At 66.4% G+C, this 17,041-nt stretch carries 19 protein-coding genes; 8 read left to right on the forward strand and 11 right to left on the reverse strand.

Annotated features, from left to right (window positions below):
• Positions 1–122 precede the first annotated feature (122 nt).
• Both L0U81_RS23510 and dmeF read left to right on the forward strand, forming a co-directional pair.
• Positions 123–398 carry a metal/formaldehyde-sensitive transcriptional repressor gene (locus L0U81_RS23510; RefSeq protein ID WP_233806007.1) on the forward strand — a complete coding sequence of 92 codons (276 nt, stop codon included), beginning with the start codon at positions 123–125 and terminating at the stop codon, positions 396–398.
• 7 nt (positions 399–405) lie between these two features.
• On the forward strand, positions 406–1,341 hold the full coding sequence (gene dmeF, locus L0U81_RS23515; RefSeq protein WP_233806009.1) for a CDF family Co(II)/Ni(II) efflux transporter DmeF: 936 nt from the start codon (positions 406–408) through the stop codon (positions 1,339–1,341).
• A 105-nt stretch (positions 1,342–1,446) separates the two neighbouring features.
• Here the strand turns inward: dmeF and pcaF are convergent, their stop codons facing one another.
• The 7 genes from pcaF to L0U81_RS23550 all read right to left on the reverse strand — a co-directional run bounded on the left by pcaF (position 1,447) and on the right by L0U81_RS23550 (position 8,513).
• The gene (gene pcaF, locus L0U81_RS23520) at positions 1,447–2,649 is read right to left on the reverse strand and encodes a 3-oxoadipyl-CoA thiolase (protein WP_233806011.1); all 1,203 of its coding nucleotides are present in this window, start codon (positions 2,647–2,649) and stop codon (positions 1,447–1,449) included.
• 364 nt (positions 2,650–3,013) lie between these two features.
• Positions 3,014–3,994 carry a D-erythronate dehydrogenase gene (gene denD, locus L0U81_RS23525; RefSeq protein WP_233806013.1) on the reverse strand — a complete coding sequence of 327 codons (981 nt, stop codon included), beginning with the start codon at positions 3,992–3,994 and terminating at the stop codon, positions 3,014–3,016.
• Positions 3,995–4,027: 33 nt separating this feature from the next.
• Positions 4,028–4,828: a 2-oxo-tetronate isomerase gene (gene otnI, locus L0U81_RS23530; RefSeq protein WP_233806015.1), complete on the reverse strand. Its 801-nt coding sequence runs from the start codon at positions 4,826–4,828 to the stop codon at positions 4,028–4,030.
• A gap of 36 nt (positions 4,829–4,864) precedes the next feature.
• Positions 4,865–5,527 carry a 3-oxo-tetronate 4-phosphate decarboxylase gene (otnC, locus tag L0U81_RS23535; protein ID WP_233806030.1) on the reverse strand — a complete coding sequence of 221 codons (663 nt, stop codon included), beginning with the start codon at positions 5,525–5,527 and terminating at the stop codon, positions 4,865–4,867.
• Complete coding sequence (gene otnK / locus L0U81_RS23540) at positions 5,524–6,849, reverse strand: 3-oxo-tetronate kinase (protein ID WP_233806032.1); 1,326 nt, start codon at positions 6,847–6,849, stop codon at positions 5,524–5,526. The genes otnC and otnK overlap by 4 nt, the downstream gene beginning before the upstream one ends.
• Positions 6,850–6,863: 14 nt before the next feature.
• Positions 6,864–7,763 carry an L-threonate dehydrogenase gene (ltnD, locus tag L0U81_RS23545; protein WP_233806034.1) on the reverse strand — a complete coding sequence of 300 codons (900 nt, stop codon included), beginning with the start codon at positions 7,761–7,763 and terminating at the stop codon, positions 6,864–6,866.
• 45 nt (positions 7,764–7,808) lie between these two features.
• Positions 7,809–8,513: a FadR/GntR family transcriptional regulator gene (locus L0U81_RS23550; protein WP_233806040.1), complete on the reverse strand. Its 705-nt coding sequence runs from the start codon at positions 8,511–8,513 to the stop codon at positions 7,809–7,811.
• A gap of 244 nt (positions 8,514–8,757) precedes the next feature.
• Between L0U81_RS23550 and L0U81_RS23555 the strand changes: the two genes are divergently transcribed.
• Complete coding sequence (locus L0U81_RS23555; protein ID WP_233806042.1) at positions 8,758–9,582, forward strand: IclR family transcriptional regulator; 825 nt, start codon at positions 8,758–8,760, stop codon at positions 9,580–9,582.
• Between the two features lie 29 nt (positions 9,583–9,611).
• On the opposite strand, the gene L0U81_RS23560 is transcribed toward L0U81_RS23555, so the two are convergent.
• Genes L0U81_RS23560 through phnF form a run of 4 tightly spaced genes read right to left on the reverse strand, consistent with a single transcriptional unit; the run spans position 9,612 to position 12,920 of the window.
• Positions 9,612–10,802 (reverse strand): M20 aminoacylase family protein, encoded by a 1,191-nt coding sequence (locus tag L0U81_RS23560; protein ID WP_233806044.1) that lies wholly within the window; start codon positions 10,800–10,802, stop codon positions 9,612–9,614.
• A 50-nt stretch (positions 10,803–10,852) separates the two neighbouring features.
• Positions 10,853–11,404, reverse strand: coding sequence for a phosphonate metabolism protein/1,5-bisphosphokinase (PRPP-forming) PhnN (gene phnN, locus L0U81_RS23565; RefSeq protein ID WP_233806046.1), 552 nt, complete (start codon positions 11,402–11,404; stop codon positions 10,853–10,855).
• Positions 11,401–12,165, reverse strand: coding sequence for a DUF1045 domain-containing protein (locus L0U81_RS23570; protein ID WP_233806048.1), 765 nt, complete (start codon positions 12,163–12,165; stop codon positions 11,401–11,403). The genes phnN and L0U81_RS23570 overlap by 4 nt, the downstream gene beginning before the upstream one ends.
• Positions 12,162–12,920: a phosphonate metabolism transcriptional regulator PhnF gene (phnF, locus tag L0U81_RS23575; protein ID WP_233806050.1), complete on the reverse strand. Its 759-nt coding sequence runs from the start codon at positions 12,918–12,920 to the stop codon at positions 12,162–12,164. Before phnF ends, L0U81_RS23570 begins: the two co-directional genes overlap by 4 nt.
• 180 nt (positions 12,921–13,100) lie before the next feature.
• Here phnF and phnG point away from each other — a divergent pair, with 180 nt between their 5' ends.
• From phnG to phnK, 5 genes are read left to right on the forward strand one after another with little or no spacing between them, the layout of a single operon-like run.
• Positions 13,101–13,586 (forward strand): phosphonate C-P lyase system protein PhnG, encoded by a 486-nt coding sequence (gene phnG / locus L0U81_RS23580; RefSeq protein WP_233806052.1) that lies wholly within the window; start codon positions 13,101–13,103, stop codon positions 13,584–13,586.
• Positions 13,586–14,197, forward strand: a complete 612-nt coding sequence (gene phnH / locus L0U81_RS23585) for a phosphonate C-P lyase system protein PhnH (RefSeq protein ID WP_233806054.1) — start codon at positions 13,586–13,588, stop codon at positions 14,195–14,197. The genes phnG and phnH overlap by 1 nt, the downstream gene beginning before the upstream one ends.
• Positions 14,197–15,333, forward strand: coding sequence for a carbon-phosphorus lyase complex subunit PhnI (locus tag L0U81_RS23590; protein WP_233806056.1), 1,137 nt, complete (start codon positions 14,197–14,199; stop codon positions 15,331–15,333). Before phnH ends, L0U81_RS23590 begins: the two co-directional genes overlap by 1 nt.
• On the forward strand, positions 15,330–16,268 hold the full coding sequence (locus L0U81_RS23595; protein WP_233806064.1) for an alpha-D-ribose 1-methylphosphonate 5-phosphate C-P-lyase PhnJ: 939 nt from the start codon (positions 15,330–15,332) through the stop codon (positions 16,266–16,268). The genes L0U81_RS23590 and L0U81_RS23595 overlap by 4 nt, the downstream gene beginning before the upstream one ends.
• A complete protein-coding gene (phnK, locus tag L0U81_RS23600) occupies positions 16,265–17,035 on the forward strand; it encodes a phosphonate C-P lyase system protein PhnK (RefSeq protein WP_233806066.1) in 771 nt (256 codons plus the stop codon). Before L0U81_RS23595 ends, phnK begins: the two co-directional genes overlap by 4 nt.
• Positions 17,036–17,041 lie beyond the last annotated feature (6 nt).

Raw genomic sequence — 17,041 nt, forward strand, 5'->3', positions numbered from 1 at the left:
AAATACGCCAGGAACGCCGCGTATTCACGACAACCACTGCAAACAGTATGACGCGAACGATTTGTCGGCGAAAACTCCGTGTCACCGTCGTGCTATCATTGATACCTATAGGGGGTATAGGTATGTCACATCTGAGCGCACACAAGGACGACTTATTGAAGCGCGTTCGCCGCATCGCTGGCCAGGTTCAGGCTATCGAGCGTTCACTGGAGTCGGACGCCGATTGCGAAAAAGTTCTGCATCTGGTTGCCGCGACACGCGGCGCGATGAACGGCCTGCTCGACGAGATCGTCGAGGCACACGCGCGCGAACACGTCGCGCATCCCGACCTGACGGCGAGCCAGCGCAAGAAGGGAGTAGACGCATTAATCGAGGCGATCCGCCGCTATTCCAAGTAGATTTCGTATGACTGACAACATGATCCGCACCCACGAGCACTCGTTTCTCGGCAGCTCGCACGACGAAAACGCGCGCCGGACCCGTTCCGTCGTCGCGCTGACCCTTGCCATGATGATCGGCGAGATCGCGGCCGGTTACATGACCGGCTCGATGGCGCTGCTCGCCGATGGCTTCCACATGGCGACGCACGCTGGCGCGCTCGGGATCGCGGCGCTTGCGTACGCGTTCGCGAAACGCAACTCGGGCAACCGCGCTTTCAGCTTCGGAACCGGAAAAGTGGGCGAGCTTGCTGGCTTTGCTTCGGCGTTGATTCTTGCGCTGGTGTCGCTTGGTATCGGCATCGAATCGGCGTTCCGGCTCGTTCATCCTACCGGCGTGGCGTTCGGGCAGGCAGCAGTGATTGCGGCGATCGGGCTGGTCGTGAACATCGTCAGCGCGATGCTGCTGTCGGGCAGTCATGCGGAACATGGACATCACGATCACGATCACGGCCATCACCATCATCACCATCACGGCCACGCGCACGGATCCGACAATAATCTGCGCTCCGCCTATGTGCACGTGCTCGCCGATGCGCTGACCTCGGTGCTGGCAATCGTGGCTCTGCTGGCCGGCCGCTATCTCGGGTGGATCTGGCTCGACCCGCTGATGGGCATCGTCGGGTCGATCGTCATCGCGCGCTGGGCGTGGACGCTGATGCGCGACACGGGCGGCGTGCTGCTCGATAAAACCGACGAGCACGTTGCCGACGAGATCCGCGAAATCCTGAATTCGCACGGCGACGCCGAGATTGCCGACCTGCACGTCTGGCAGATCGGCCCGCAGGCGCGAGCGGCTATCGTCAGCGTGCGCACACACGGCGGCGTCACGGCCGAGGCGATCCGCGCGCGGCTCGCGCCGGTGCATGAGGTCATGCATCTGACAGTCGAAGCGGCGTCATAACGCCCGCGCCCGTCGAAAAAAGGCGCAATCAAAACAAAGGGCCGGCGTGTCTCGACGACACGCCGGCCCTTCTGCTTCTTACTATTCGCTAGACCAGCTAACGCATCACACGCGCTCGATCGCGATCGCGATACCCTGGCCGACGCCGATACACATCGTGCACAGCGCGAAGCGGCCCTGCGTGCGTTGCAGCTGATACGTCGCGGTCGTCACCAGACGCGCACCGCTCATGCCGAGCGGGTGGCCGAGCGCGATCGCGCCGCCGTTCGGGTTCACGCGGGGATCGTCGTCCGCAACGCCGAGGGCGCGCAGCACCGCGATGCCTTGCGACGCGAACGCCTCGTTCAGCTCGATCACGTCGAACTGGTCGATCGTCATGCCCAGACGCGCGAGCAGCTTCTGCGTGGCGGGCGCCGGGCCGATGCCCATCACGCGCGGTTCGACGCCGGCGGTGGCCACGCCGAGCACGCGGGCGCGCGGCGTGAGGCCGAAGCGCTTCGCGGTTTCTTCGTTGGCGAGCAGCAGCGCGGCCGCGCCGTCGTTCACGCCCGACGCGTTACCGGCCGTGACCGTGCCGTCCGGACGCACGACGCCCTTCAGCTTCGCGAGCGTTTCGAGGCTCGTTTCGCGCGGATGCTCGTCCTGCGTGACCGTGATCGGGTCGCCCTTCTTTTGCGCGATCGTCACGCCGACGATTTCCTGCGCGAGCGTGCCGTCGCGTTGCGCGCGCGCGGCCTTCTGCTGGCTGCGCACCGCGAACGCGTCCTGGTCGGCGCGGCTGATGTTGTAGTCGGTCGCGACGTTTTCGCCGGTTTCCGGCATCGAGTCGACGCCGTACAGCTTCTTCATCAGCGGGTTGACGAAGCGCCAGCCGATCGTCGTGTCGTACACCTCGTTCTGACGCGAGAACGCGCTGGTCGCCTTGGGCATCACGAACGGTGCGCGGCTCATGCTTTCGACGCCGCCCGCGATCATCAGCGCGGCCTCGCCCGACTTGATCGCGCGGGCCGCGATGCCGACCGCATCCATGCCCGAGCCGCACAGACGGTTGACCGTCGAACCCGGCACGTCCTTCGGCAGACCCGCGAGCAGCAGCGACATGCGCGCGACGTTGCGGTTGTCGTCACCGGCCTGGTTCGCGCAGCCGTAGATCACGTCGTCGATCGCGGTCCAGTCGACGTTCTTGTTGCGCTCCATCAGCGCCTTGAGCGGCACTGCGCCGAGGTCGTCGGCGCGCACCGACGACAGCGAACCCGCATAGCGGCCAATGGGGGTGCGAATCGCATCGCACAGGAATGCTTCGGTCATGTGATGTCTCCAGTTGAGATGCTGCGTGCGCTGCGCCGCGGCCTGCCTTGCACCGATGACACCGGCTCGAAGCGCTGGGGCATCGAACTGGGGGCCGTCCTGGCAAGGAGCGGGAAGCTGCAAAAAAGCAGCGGCGCGGTGGCGGTCACGTCGGACCAGCTTAGCGCAGGATCGTGAACGATGGGCTTGGGAGTGCCGACGGTTGCGGCTGCTGTGGTTTCCTCACCCGACCTAATGTTCTATATACGAACACAAGGTCATATATCGAACAAACAGGCTCGATAATAGGCGTGGCCGCGAAAGCGTGTCAAGCACGGCCGCAGCCGTGCCGGGCGATACCAGGGAATACGCGGAGGGGGCGTCTTCAGCGAACTTCGATGCCTTCATCGGCGATGTAGCCACGGATCACGTCCGCAAAACTGCGCTCGCCCGCGAGCCCGAGCCGTTCCGCGCGCGACGTATCCCACGCACCCGGCCAGCTGCCGACGATCTTCTCGATGCGCTCGTCGGGCTGTCGCACGATGCGGCTCGCCACCGCCTCGCCCGCGACCTCGCGCAGTGCCGCGATCATCTCGTCGACGCTGACCGACAGGCCCGGCAGATTCAGCACGCGCTGCTTGCCGAGCGCGGCGCCATCGAGTTCGAGGCCTGCGATCAGGCTTTCGATCGCCTTGCGCGGCGACAGCAGCCACAGCCGCGTCGAACCGGCGACCGGACACACGGCCTCCTCGCCATTGAGCGGCTCGCGGATGATGCCGCTCGCAAACGACGACGCCGCCGCATTCGGCCGCCCCGGCCGCACGCTGATGGTCGGCAGCCGCAGCACGCGGCCGTCGACGAAACCACGCCGCGAATAATCGTTGAGCAGCAACTCCGCGATCGCCTTTTGCGCGCCATATGACGACTGCGGATTGAGCGCGGTGTGGTCCTGCACGACGGCGGGCAGATCACCGCCATAGACCGCGACCGAGCTGGTGAACACGACGCGCGGCTGGTGCCCGCGCTGGCGGCAGACTTCGAGCAGCAGCCGCGACGCATCGAGATTGATGCGCATGCCGAGATCGAAGTCCGCCTCGGCCTGACCACTGACGATGGCGGCCAGATGAAAGATCGCCGAAGTTTGAGCGTCGATGGCGCGTTCGAGCACGCTGCGCTCCGCGATATCGCCGACTTCGGTGCGCACGCGCGCATCGCCGAAATCGTGGGCACGCACGACGTCGAGCAGCAGCAGTTCGGTAATCGCCTGCGACGCGCCGCGCGCATCCTTCAGCGTGCCTCGCGCGAGCAGTTCGCGCGCGAGGCGCTGGCCGAGAAAGCCGGCGCCGCCGGTGATCAGTACTTTCATGGTTACGTGTCCGTCAGTGGTTGTCGGAACGAGTCAGCGCCCTGCGGCGAGATAAGGCTTCAACCAGCCGAGCCCCGCCGACGTCGCCGCGCGCGGCCGGTATTCACAGCCGATGTAGCCGTCGTAGCCGAGCGCATCGATCAGATCGAACAGGTACGGGTAGTTCAGCTCGCCGATGTCGGGCTCGTGCCGCTCCGGCACACCCGCGATCTGGATATGGCCGATGCCGGCCATATCGCGTTTGAGCTTCATCGCGAGATCGCCCTCGACGATCTGGCAGTGATAGCAATCGAACTGCACCTTCAGATTCGGCGCGCCGACTTCGGCGCGGATCGCCTGCGCGTCGTCCTGTCGATTGAGGAAATAGCCGGGCATGTCGCGCGTGTTGATCGGCTCGATGACGACCGTGATCTGTTCGGTTTGAGCGGCCCGCGCGGCATAGGCGAGATTGTTCAGATACACGTCGCGTTGGGTTCGACGCTGCGTGTCGCCGGGTTGATCGCCGGCGAGCAACCCGGCCATCACATGCAGCTTGCGATTGCCGAGCACGCGCGCGTACTCGAGCGCCGTGTCGATGCTGCGGCGGAACTCGTCCTCGCGGCCCGGCAACGACGCGAGGCCGCGCTCGCCGCCATGCCAGTCGCCGGGCGGCGCATTGAACAGCGCCTGCGTGAGGCCATGCGCGTCGAGCCGCGCCTTCAGCTCGCCCGCGCGGAACTCGTAGGGAAACAGGAATTCGACCGCGTTGAAGCCGTCGCGCGCGGCGGCGGCGAAACGGTCGAGGAACGCGTGCTCGTTGTACATCATCGTCAGATTGGCGGCGAAGCGAGGCATAGGGACAGCTCCTTCAAATTGAACCGTTATGCGGCGCTACCAGCGCGCGCCGAACGCGGCACGTAGTTCTTCGATCGCGGCGGCATCGAGCGGCTCGGGCCGCGGATTCGTCATCAGCCACAGGCGCGCGGTCTCCTCGAGTTCTTCGAGCACATACGACGCCTGCGCGACCGAGCGCTCCCACACCACCGGCCCCAAACGTTCGAGCAACACCGCGCGCACGCGATCGGCCAGCGCGGCGATCTGTGCGGCCACTTGCGGATCGCCTGGGCGTCGGTAACGAATCAGCGGTACATGTCCCACTTTCATCACGTAGTACGGAGTGATCGGGGGTAACACGTCCGCTTCGTTCCAAACACCCGCGAGCGTCAATGCGACCAGATGCGTCGAATGGGTATGGACGATGCCGCGCGCGTCGTCGTTGCGCGCATAGATGCCGCGATGCAGCGCGAGCGTTTTCGATGGCTTGCCACCCGACACCGCGTGGCCATCCGCGTCAACCTTCGCTATCTCGGCGGGATCGAGGCGGCCGAGGCAAGCGTCGGTCGGCGTGATCAACCAGCCGTCGTCGAGCCGCGCGCTGATGTTGCCGGCCGTGCCGACCGTATAGCCGCGCTGATACAGACTCGCGCCCACCACGCAGATTTCCTCGCGCACGCGCGCTTCGGTGGAGGTGTGTAATGCCGGCGTGCCGCTCATTGCGCGGCTCCGTCGAGATGGCGCAGTGCCTTGTCGAAGAAGTCGGTCGCGCCGAAGTTGCCGGACTTCAGCGCGAGCGCGAGCGGCTGCGCGTCGGTCGTCGCGGTAGCCGGCACGCCCGGATCGATCTGCGCGCCGATGCGCAGCATGCGCACGCCTAGCGCCTGGACAACCGCACCCGACGTCTCTCCGCCCGCGACGACGAACTTGCGAACGCCGCGCTCACGCAAGCCGCGTGCAATCGACGCCAACGTCTTCTCCACCAGATGCCCTGCCTCGTTGACGCCGAGTTCGCGCTGCACGGTCTTCACTTCGTCGGGCGATGCGGTCGCATAGATCAGCGCCGGCTCCGCGTGCACGAAGCGCTGTTGCGCGAACTCGAGCGCCTCGCCGACGACGTCCTCGCCGCGCGCCGCCGCGAGCGGGTCGATGCGGAACGCAGGCCGCGTCGCGCACCAGGCGGCGACCTGCGCGTTGGTCGCTTTCGACGCGCTGCCCGCGAGCACCGCCGACAAGCCTTCGACACGCGGCAATTGCGCGGCATTGGCCTGCTCGCCGAGCAGACCCGCGCGGCGGAAATTGGCCGGCAAACCGAGCGCAACGCCCGAGCCACCGGTGATCAACGCGAGGTCCGCGCAGGCCGCGCCGAGCGTGTGCAGATCGGCGTCGGACACCGCATCGGCAATCGCGATACGCACGCCGTCGGCGTGCAGCACGTCGAACGCGGCGCGCACGGCCGCGTCGCCTTGCGCGACCGAGTCATAACGCACGAGCCCGACTTTCGATCGAGTTTGCCGCTGCAGCACGCGCACGAGGTTCGCGTCGCGCATCGGCGTCAGCGGATGGTTTTCCATGCCCGACTCGTTGAGCAGCGCATCGCCGACGAACAGATGGCCGCGAAAAATCGTGCGGCCGTTCTCGGGAAACGCGGGACAGGCGATCGTGAACGACGCGCGCTCGGCGAATTCGCCGGACAGCGCATTCAGCAACGCGTCGGTCACCGGGCCGATGTTGCCCGCATCGGTCGAATCGAACGTCGAGCAGTACTTGAAGAAGAACTGCCGGCACCCTTGTGCGCGCAGCCAGTCGAGCGCGGCGAGCGATTGCGCGACCGCGTCGGCCGCGGGGATCGTGCGCGACTTCAGCGCGACGACGAGCGCGTCGGCGTCGAGCGCTTCGTTCGGCGTTTCGTTCGATGCAGGCACGCCGATCGTCTGCACCGTGCGCATGCCGCCGCGCACGAGCATGTTGGCGAGATCGGTGGCGCCGGTGAAATCGTCGGCGATGCAGCCGAGCAGCGCAGGGTTCGTTTGAGCCGTCATGACCTGCCCCTCGGCTATCGCTTCGCCGGCAGTTCGATGCCGGGGAAAATCTTCACGACCGCCGAGTCGTCTTCGCCGCCGTGGCCCGCCGTCGACGCCATCATGAACATCTGATGGGCTGCCGCCGACAGCGGCAGCGGAAACTTCGTGCGACGCGCGGTATCGAGCACGAGCCCGAGGTCCTTCACGAAAATATCGACCGCCGACAGCGGCGTGTAGTCGCCCGCGAGAATATGCGGCACGCGGTTCTCGAACATCCACGAATTGCCCGCGCTGTGCGTGATCACGTCGTATAGCGCGTCCGGGTCGACGCCTTCGCGCAAGCCGAGTGCCAGCGCCTCGGCGGCTGCGGCAATATGCACGCCGGCCAGCAGCTGGTTGATGATCTTCACCTTCGAGCCCGCGCCATGCGCGGCGCCGAGCCGATAGACCTTGCCGGCGATCGCGGCGAGCACGTCCTCGCACGCGGCGTAAGCGGCCGCGGGCCCGGACGTCATCATCGTCATTTCGCCCGACGCGGCACGCGCCGCGCCGCCCGACACCGGCGCATCGAGCATCTGCAATCCGGCCGCCTCGACGCGCTTGCCGAGATCGCTCGCAAAGTCCGGCGCGACCGTGGCGCTCGCGATCACGACGCCGCCCGCTTTCATCGCCGCGAGCGCGCCATCGCCGCCTCGCTCGCCGAACAGCACGGCCTCGGTTTGCGCGGCATTCACGACCAGCGTGATCACGACCTCGCACTGCGCGCCAAGCTCGGCGGGCGTCGCACAGCCGACGCCGCCTTCATCGACGAACGCCTGCAGCACGTCGCGCCGCAAGTCGCACGCGTGGACCCTGAAGCCCGCGCGCAACAGCGAGCGCGCGACGCCAAGCCCCATCGCCCCCAGACCAATGACACCGACATTTCTCGACATGCATGACCCCTATGAATTAGTGCTGCGCTTGTTCGTTCGAGCGCGTCAGACGATGCCCGCCTCGGCAAGCCGCCGCGCCGCGTTATACAGATGCGTCTGCGCGGCATTGCGCGCCGCCATCGGATCGCCCGAGCGAATCGCCGCGGCGATCGCCGCGTGCTCCTCGCGCACCTGCCGCGAGAAGTCCTCGCGCAGCGCCTCGTTGCGACGCGTGACGACCGTGCCCGCTTCAAGGTACTGATTGAGAAACGTAAGCGTCTTGAGGAAATACGGATTGCCGGTTGCCACCGCAATCGCGCGATGGAACGCGACGTCTTCGGCGACGCCGTCTTCGCCGTCGGCGACCGCGCGCTCGATGCGCGCGAGCGCGGCGTCGATCGCGGCCATGTCGGTATCGCTGCGGCGCATCGCGGCTTCGGCCGCAACCTCCGCCTCGATCGCACGGCGCAGCGCAAGGATCTGCACGACCGAGCCCGGTTCGACCGCTTCCGCGTAGTCGATCCGCAACGGGCGGATCGCGCCGTGTCCGGCGACGAATACGCCACTGCCCTGGCGCGGCTCGACCACGCCCTCGTTCTTCAGCCGCGACAGCGCCTCGCGAATCACCGTGCGGCTCACGCCGAACTGTTGCGCGAGCACGGCTTCGGTCGGCAGCCTGGCGCCGCGCGCGAAGGTGCCCTTGTCGATCTGCTTGAGCAGTTGCTGCGCGACAGTGTCGCTCAACGCGCGGGCGGGAATCTTGTCGAACATGGCGTATCGGTTGGGTCAGGTACCGTGAATGGATCGGGTTGTCGGGTCATCATACAAATCTGGACGATGAACCGCATCCACGCAAACCCCTGGTTTTTTGAACGGATCGGCGTCATTTGGCGAAACGGAAGGCTTAAGCTATCGTCTCGCCTTTGCGGCGCAACGCACAACGCGGCGCCGCATCGAAACGAACAGGCGTCGCGCGTCCTTCGTGCGCACTATTCCAAAACCACGATCAAGGTCCATGAGCAAAGCCCTGCCGCCGTCTTCCGTCGCGCCCGTCATCGCCGAACCGGCCCGGGAGAAACCGGGCGACTCGTACGTGCAGTCGTTCGCGCGCGGCCTCGCGGTCATCCGCGCGTTCGACGCGACGCGCCCCGAACAGACGCTCACCGACGTCGCCGCGGCGACCGGCCTGACGCGCGCCGGCGCGCGCCGGATTCTGCTGACACTGCAAACGCTCGGCTACGTGGAGGCCGAGGGGCGCCTCTTCCGTCTGACGCCGAAGATTCTCGATCTCGGCTTCGCATACCTGACCTCGATGCCGTTCTGGAATCTCGCCGAACCCGTCATGGAGAGTCTGTCGGCGCAGGTGCACGAAAGCTGCTCGGCGGCCGTGCTCGATCGCACCGAGATCGTCTACGTGCTGCGCGTGCCGACCCACAAGATCATGACGATCAACCTGTCGATCGGCAGCCGCCTGCCCGCGTACTGCACGTCGATGGGGCGCGTGCTGCTCGCCTCGCTCGACGACGAGACGCTCGACGCGACGCTGAACTCGTCGCCGCTCTACGCGCACACGCCGCGCACCGTCACCGACAAGGACGAGTTGAAGAAGCTGATCGCGCAGGTGCGTCGCCAGGGGTGGGCGATCGTCGATCAGGAGCTCGAAGGCGGTTTGATTTCGCTGTCCGCGCCGATCCGCAATCGCCAGGGCCGCGTGATCGCCGCGATGAACATCAGCGGCAACGCGCAGCGCAATTCGGCCAAGCAGATGGTGAAGGCGTTTCTGGAACCGCTGCAGCAGGCCGCGCAGACGGTCTCGCAGATGGTCGCGCGGCGGGGCTGACGCACGCGGCCAGATAGCCGTCAAGTCGCTCACCGCGGCAGATAACGCTCCACCAGGCGCGCCCAGAACGCCGCACCGATCGGCAGGCTGCGGTCGTTGAAGTCGTAGCGCGGGTTGTGCACCATGCAGCCGTCCTCGCCGACGCCATTGCCGAGGCGCAGGAACGTGCCCGGACGCTTCTGCAGCATGAACGCGAAGTCCTCACTGCCCATCAGGATGTCGGCCTGCTCGACCACCTTGTCGTCGCCGAGCAGTTCGCGCGCGACCTGCACCGCGAAGTCCGTTTCGGCATCCGTATTGATGACGACCGGATAGCCTTCGACGTACTCGACGTGCGCCTTGCCGCCATAGCTGGCGGCCTGCGTCCCGGCCAGCTCGGTGATGCGCTTCTTCAGCATCGCGCGTACCTCGGGGCTGAACGAGCGCACGCTCAGCTCGAGCCGCGCGCTGCTCGATATCACATTGTTCGCGGTGCCCGCGTGCATCGAGCCGACAGTCACGACGGCTGGCTGCGCCGGATCGACGTTGCGCGCGACGATCGTCTGCAGCGCCATCACGATGCTCGCGGCGACCACGACCGGATCGACGGTCAGATGCGGACGCGCCGCATGACCGCCGACGCCTTCGATCGTGATGATCGCCTTGTCGCCCGCCGACATGAACGGCCCCTTGCGGAACAGCAGCACGCCCGGCTCCGCGCCCGGATGGTTGTGCAGGCCGAACACGGCGTCGCACGGGAAGCGCTCGAACAGGCCGTCGTTGATCATCTTCTGCGCGCCGCTGTCGATGCCGCTTTCCTCGGCCGGCTGGAAATACAGATGCACGGTGCCCGAGAAGTTGCGCGTGGCCGCGAGCCGTTGCGCGGCACCGAGCAGGATCGTCGTGTGGCCGTCGTGGCCGCACGCATGCATCTTGCCGTGCGTGCCGCTCGCGTAAGGCAAGCCGGTTTGCTCGATGATCGGCAGCGCGTCCATGTCCGCGCGAATGCCGATGCTGCGCTTGCCGTCGCCCACTTTCAGCGTGCCGACCACCCCTGTCTTGCCGACCCCGCGCGTGACCTGCCAGCCCCACTGTTCGAGCTTGTCGGCGACGAGCGCCGCGGTCTGCACTTCCTCGTACGCGAGCTCGGGATGGTGGTGAATGTGATGGCGAATTTCGCGCAGGCTCGCGGCGGCGGGTTCCAGATCGGACACTTCGGTCAAACGCGGGATCTCGTTCATAGTTTGTCGGGCTCCAATGAGTTGCCGCGCAGTAAGGACGCGTGCCTGCGCTACGCGTTCACGTTTTCCTTGAGCACCGTGATCAATGCGTGCCCCGCCTCTTCGAGCGTACCGGAGTTGTCGATCGTCGTGCAGCGCACGCCGGCGGGCAAAGCAAACGGCGCGCGCCGCGCGAGCCGCGCCGCGACCTGCTCCGCCGATTCGCGCGCCCGTGCGCCGAGCCGCGCTTCGAGAATATGCAGCGCGGCGCTCACATGCACCACTTCCGCGCGCGGATAGCGCGCGAGCGCATGCTGCACGTACTGCCGCGAGCCGTTGACGACCACCGTGCAGCCGCGCGCGAGCCATGCATCGAGTTCGATGCCGATGCCATAGCGCAGCGCATGGCTCGACCATTCGAGCGCGAACAGGCCAAGCACCGAACGCGCGGCGAACTCCTCGACGCTCAGTGCGACATGCACCTCGCCATTGCCGCTTGGCCGCGTGATGTAACGATGCGCGAACACGACCGGGTCGCCCGCGAGCCCCTTGCGCGCGAATTGCAGCAGCGCATCCTTGCCCGCGCCCGACGGCCCCATCACATAGATCAATCGCCCTGTCATTGGCTGCTCACCTCGTCGTGCTGCATGTCCTTGCGATCGCCATGTTGCACGCCGGGGCTGAACGGCAGCCGCTGCCACAACACGAACGGCTCGCCCAGCGCCGGCTCGACGAAGAGCGCGGCCTGATCGACCGCGAGCGGCCCGAGCGCGGGCGTGCGTTCACGCCACCATGCGAGCAGCGTCGCGCGTTCGCCGGCATCGGCGAGCGAACTGGACAACGTCATATGAAAACGGAATTCGTCGAACACGTACGGATAGCCCCATTCCAGGAGCAACGCACGTTGGCGCTCGCTAAGCGGCGCGGCGAGCCGGCGCGCGAGATCTTCCGCCGATGGTCGCGCGCGCAGCCCATCGAGCGATTGCAGCGCGTTCGACGCAAGCTCGCGGATGTGCGCTTCGCCGTGCTCATCGGCGGGACGTAACGCCACGAAGTCGCCCAGCGTGGCCGCTTCCACCGGCAACGCGAACGCCTGCTGCGCGAGCGCCCAGGCCCGAGCGGCCGCGAGCACGTCGTCTTGCGTGACGCAAGCGCCGAGCCGGAACGGCGCGACCAGCGTGCCATGCCAGCCGTAGCGGCGCGGCGCGTCGGTCAACGCGGCGAGCGCGCGCGTCAAACCTGGCGGCTGCGGCTGCGCGCAGCGCTCGCCGCTTTGTGCATCGCGCCCGAGCCATGTCGAGCCGGCCGGCCACCACGCGGATTCACGCGACGGCGCGTAGTAGAGCGCGAAGCGCGCTTCGGCACCCCATGCGGCGCCGCTCACAGGTCGTGCTCCACGAGCAATTGCACGCGGTCGGCCGCGAAATGCGTGAAGCCGTACTTGACCGGCGTGCCTTGCAGATCGACGTCGACGTTCTCGACCCACAGCACCGGCTGCTGACGGTTGATGTTCAGCCGCCGCGCGACTTCCGGCTCGGGCAGCACGCTGCCGATGCGGCTCCACTTGCGCAGATAATCGTCCACGCCGAATTCGGCCAGCGCCTTCGTCGTGCCGCCGAGACGTTGCACCACCTCCGGCAGATCCGGAAATCGCGCGGCCGGATACCAGCTGCGTGCGAACGTGAGCGGCACGCCGTCGGACTCGTTCAGCGATTCGATGCGATAGACCGCCACGCCCGCGCGCAGACCCAACGCCTTCGCGACATTGGGTTCGGCCTTCACGCGCGCGGCCGACAGCATCTTGCCCGCGGGCGAGTGATGCTGCTGACGCAGGTTCTCGGTGAAGCGCGTACGGCGGCCGATCGAATAGTCGATCGCGCCGGGCTGCACGAAGGTGCCGCGTCCCTGCTCGACGCTGACGAGGCCGAGCGCGGCGAGGCCAAGCATCGCGCGACGCACCGTGTGACGGTTGACGTCGAAGCGTTTCGCCAGCTCGCCCTCGCTCGGCAGCCGCCCTTCTTCGCCGAACCCGCTCGCCGCGATCTCGGCCGCGAGAATCTGTTCGATCTGCCTCCAAACGGCCACCCCCGCGCCACGTTCGAGCGTCGTAGCCGGCGTCGCGCTGTCATTCGATGTCATGGTGCTGTCATTCCCTTCGGTTCAAATGATCGCCATGACGTGCATTGTAGTGCGCAAGCCGTGATGGAAATATGAAACGTCGGCCGCGCACGGCCGTCCAGACAACTATGCCTATAAACGTCTAGACGTTTAGATGAATAGATGCTCCAATATCCACTCGCTGGATCGACAGGAAATCCGATGAGCCCGACTTCCGTCCCCCCCTCTTCGGCACCGCGCCGCGCCTGGATGGCCGTGCTGGCCCGCACGGCGCGCACCGACCTCGAAGCCGCGCTACAGCGCGCGCTGCAAGGCCAACCCGCCCCCGCCTACGACTGGCTCCGTCCCCCTGAAATCGGCCTCGCGATGGTGCGCGGGCGTATCGGCGGCAGCGGCGATCCGTTTAATCTCGGCGAAGCGACCGTCACGCGCGCCACGCTGCGTCTGCGTGCCAGCGGCGACGCTGAGGCCACCGTCGGCGTGGCCTGCCATCTGGGACGCGACCGGCGTCGCGCCGAACTCGCCGCGCTCGCCGATGCGTTGCTGCAAATGCCCGAGCATCATGACAGCCTGCAGCGCCACCTGATCGAGCCGTTCGCCGCGCAGCAGCAAGCCCGGCGCGTGCAACAGCAACAGGACGCCGCGACGACGCGGGTCGAATTCTTCACGATGGTGCGGGGCGACTGATGGAACATTCACCAATTGCTTTGTCCACACTGACGCCGGGATTCGCGGACCCAGTCCACGATACCCAGGCCGTTTTCCGTACGCTGCTCGACGCGTTGTCGCGGCCCGGCACGATCGGCGTGATCGGCGACGTGCTGCCTGAGTTGCGCAATACGCCGGCCGAACCCGCTGCGTTCGCAGCGCTGCTCACGCTCTGCGACTACGCAACACCGGTCTGGCTCGCGCAGCCCGATACCGCGCTCGCGTCGGCGTTGCGTTTTCATACCGGCGCACCGCTCGTCGATGCACCCGGCGAAGCCGCGTTCGTGTATCTGCAAGATGCCAACGCACTGCCGTCGCTCGAAAGCTTCGCGCCCGGCAGCGCCGAGTCGCCCGAACAATCAGCCACGCTGCTGATCCGCGTCGACGCGCTGACGGGCGGCGCACCGGTCACGCTGAGCGGTCCCGGCATTCTGGATACCGAAACAATTTCTCCCGACGGTCTTCCTACGCGGTTCTGGCAGGAACGCGCGATGCTCGCACCGCTGTTTCCGTGCGGAATCGACTGTTATCTGGTTTGCGGCCAGCGCGTGATCGGCCTGCCGCGCACAACTGACGCGAAGGTGAACTGATGTACGTTGCCGTCAAAGGTGGAGAACGCGCGATCGAAGCGTCGTGGCGCCTGCTCGACAAAGCGCGCCGCGGCGATACGCGGATCGCCGAACTGAGCGTCGCGCAGATTCGCGAGCAGTTGCGGCTCGCGGTCGCGCGCGTGATGACCGAGGGCTCGGTCTACGACGAGGAACTCGCCGCGCTCGCCATCAAGCAGGCGGCGGGCGATCTGGTCGAAGCGATCTTCCTGCTGCGTGCGTATCGCACCACGTTGCCGCGCTTCGGCTATACGCGCGCGATCGATACCGAAACGATGCACGTCGAGCGTCGCATCTCGGCGACCTTCAAGGACTTGCCCGGCGGCCAACTGCTCGGCGCGACCTATGACTACACGCAGCGCCTGCTCGATTTCGCCTTGCTCGCGGATGGTGAGGACGTGCAGCAAGAGGTGACGCGCGGCGGCGTGCCGGTTTCGATAGAACCGCCCGCGCCGGAATCGATGCCGCGCGTCGTGTCGCTGCTCGACAAGGAAGGCCTGATCGAACAGGAGCGCCCGACACCCGACGGCGCACAACCCGGCGATCTGTCGCGCGAACCGCTCGCATTTCCCGCAAGCCGCGCGACGCGCCTGCAGAATCTCGCGCGTGGCGACGAAGGCTTTCTGCTCGCGATGGGCTACGCGACGCAACGCGGCTACGCGCACTCGCATCCGTTCGCGGGTGAGATCCGCTTCGGCACGATCGAGGTCGAAATGGACCTCGACGAACTCGGCGGAGCCGTCGACATCGGCGATATCGACATCACCGAATGCCAGATGATCAACCAGTTCGCAGGCAGCGGCGCGGTGCCGCCCGCCTTCACGCAAGGCTACGGTCTCGCGTTCGGCCACTCGGAGCGCAAGGCGATGGCGATGGCGCTCGTCGATCGCGCGTTGCGAGCCGAAGAACTTGGCGAGACGCTCGCGTCACCGACACAGGACATCGAATTCATGCTCTCGCACAGCGATAACGTCGAGGCGTCGGGCTTCGTCCAGCACCTGAAGCTGCCGCATTACGTCGACTTCCAGGCGGAGCTGGAACTGGTTCGGCGCTTGCGCTCACGGCATCAAGGCAACGATGAACCAAGCCACGTCACCGGCAAGGAGCAGACAGCATGAACGCGCCCGACACCGCTGTTGCAAACACGTCATACGACAGCGCCGCACACGGCTACAACTTCGCGTACCTCGACGAGCAGACCAAGCGCATGCTGCGCCGCGCGCTGCTGAAGGCAGTCGCCGTGCCCGGCTACCAGGTGCCGTTCGCATCGCGCGAAATGCCGTTGCCATTCGGCTGGGGCACCGGCGGCATCCAGGTGACGGCCGCGATCATCGGCCGCAACGACACGCTGAAGGTCATCGACCAGGGCTCCGACGAAACCACCAACGCGGTCAATATCCGCCGCTTCTTCGCGCGCACCACGGGTGTCGCGACCACGCGGCGCACGAGCGAGGCGACGATCATCCAGACGCGCCACCGGATTCCCGAAACACCGCTGAACGAGCGGCAGATTCTCGTCTATCAGGTGCCGATGCCCGAGCCGCTGTACCGGCTCGAACCGCGCGTCGCCGAATGCAGGAAGCTGCATGCGCTGGCCGACTACGGACTGATCAGCGTGAAGCTCTATGAGGACATCGTGCATCACGGCAGCATCGCGACCACATACGACTATCCGGTGATCGTCAATCATCGCTATCTGAGCTCGCCCTCGCCGATCCCGAAGTTCGACAATCCGAAGATGCATATGAACGCCTCGCTGCAACTGTTCGGCGCAGGCCGCGAGCGGCGCATTCACGCGATTCCGCCCTATACGGCGGTGCGCAGCCTTGACTTCGACGATCATCCGTTCGAGGTGCAGAAGTGGCAGCACGCATGCGCGCTGTGCGGATCGAAGGAAAGCTTTCTCGACGAGATGATCGTCGACGACGCGGGCACGCGCATGTTCGTTTGCTCGGATAGCGACTACTGCCACGAGCGGCGCGGCGATGGCGATGGCGATACCGAATCGCAAGCACCGTTGCCGCGCGCCACGCGCGAAGGAGAGTCCGCATGAGGCCGCTCCTGAGCGCACGCGCGCTCACCAAACAGTATGACGGCCGCAATGGTTGCCGCAACGTGAGCTTCGACCTGTGTCCGGGCGAGGTGCTGTGCATCGTCGGCGAATCGGGCTCGGGCAAGACCACGCTGCTCAACACGCTGGCGCTGAGGACCGAGGCCGATAGCGGCTCACTGCACTACACCGCGTCGCATGGCGACTCGCTCGATCTGCGCGCGCTGTCCGAGCCGCGCCGCCGTCTGTTGATGCGCACCGAGTGGGGCTTCGTGCAGCAGAATCCGCGCGACGGCCTGCGCAGCGGCGTATCGGCCGGCGCCAACATCGGCGAGCCGTTGATGGCGGTCGGCGCGCGCCACTACGGCGAGATTCGCCGCACGGCCACGCAATGGATGGAGCGCGTCGAGCTCGACCCGACGCGCATCGACGAATTCCCCGCCGCGTTTTCGGGCGGCATGCAGCAGCGTCTGCAGATCGCGCGCAATCTCGTCACCGGTCCGCGTCTCGTGTTCATGGATGAACCGACCGCCGGTCTCGACGTCTCCGTGCAGGCGCGTCTGCTCGATCTGCTGCGCACGTTGACGTCGACGCTGCATCTGTCGGTGCTGATCGTCACGCACGATATCGGTGTCGCGCGTCTGCTCGCGCATCGGCTGATGGTGATGCAGGCGGGCGAAGTCGTCGAGGCCGGCTTGACCGATCAGGTCCTCGACGATCCTCAGCACCCTTATACGCAAACGCTGGTTTCCTCGGTTCTGCCGGTTTGAGGCTCA

Origin of the sequence: Paraburkholderia sp. HP33-1 (assembly GCF_021390595.1) — a bacterium.
GTDB lineage: Bacteria > Pseudomonadota > Gammaproteobacteria > Burkholderiales > Burkholderiaceae > Paraburkholderia.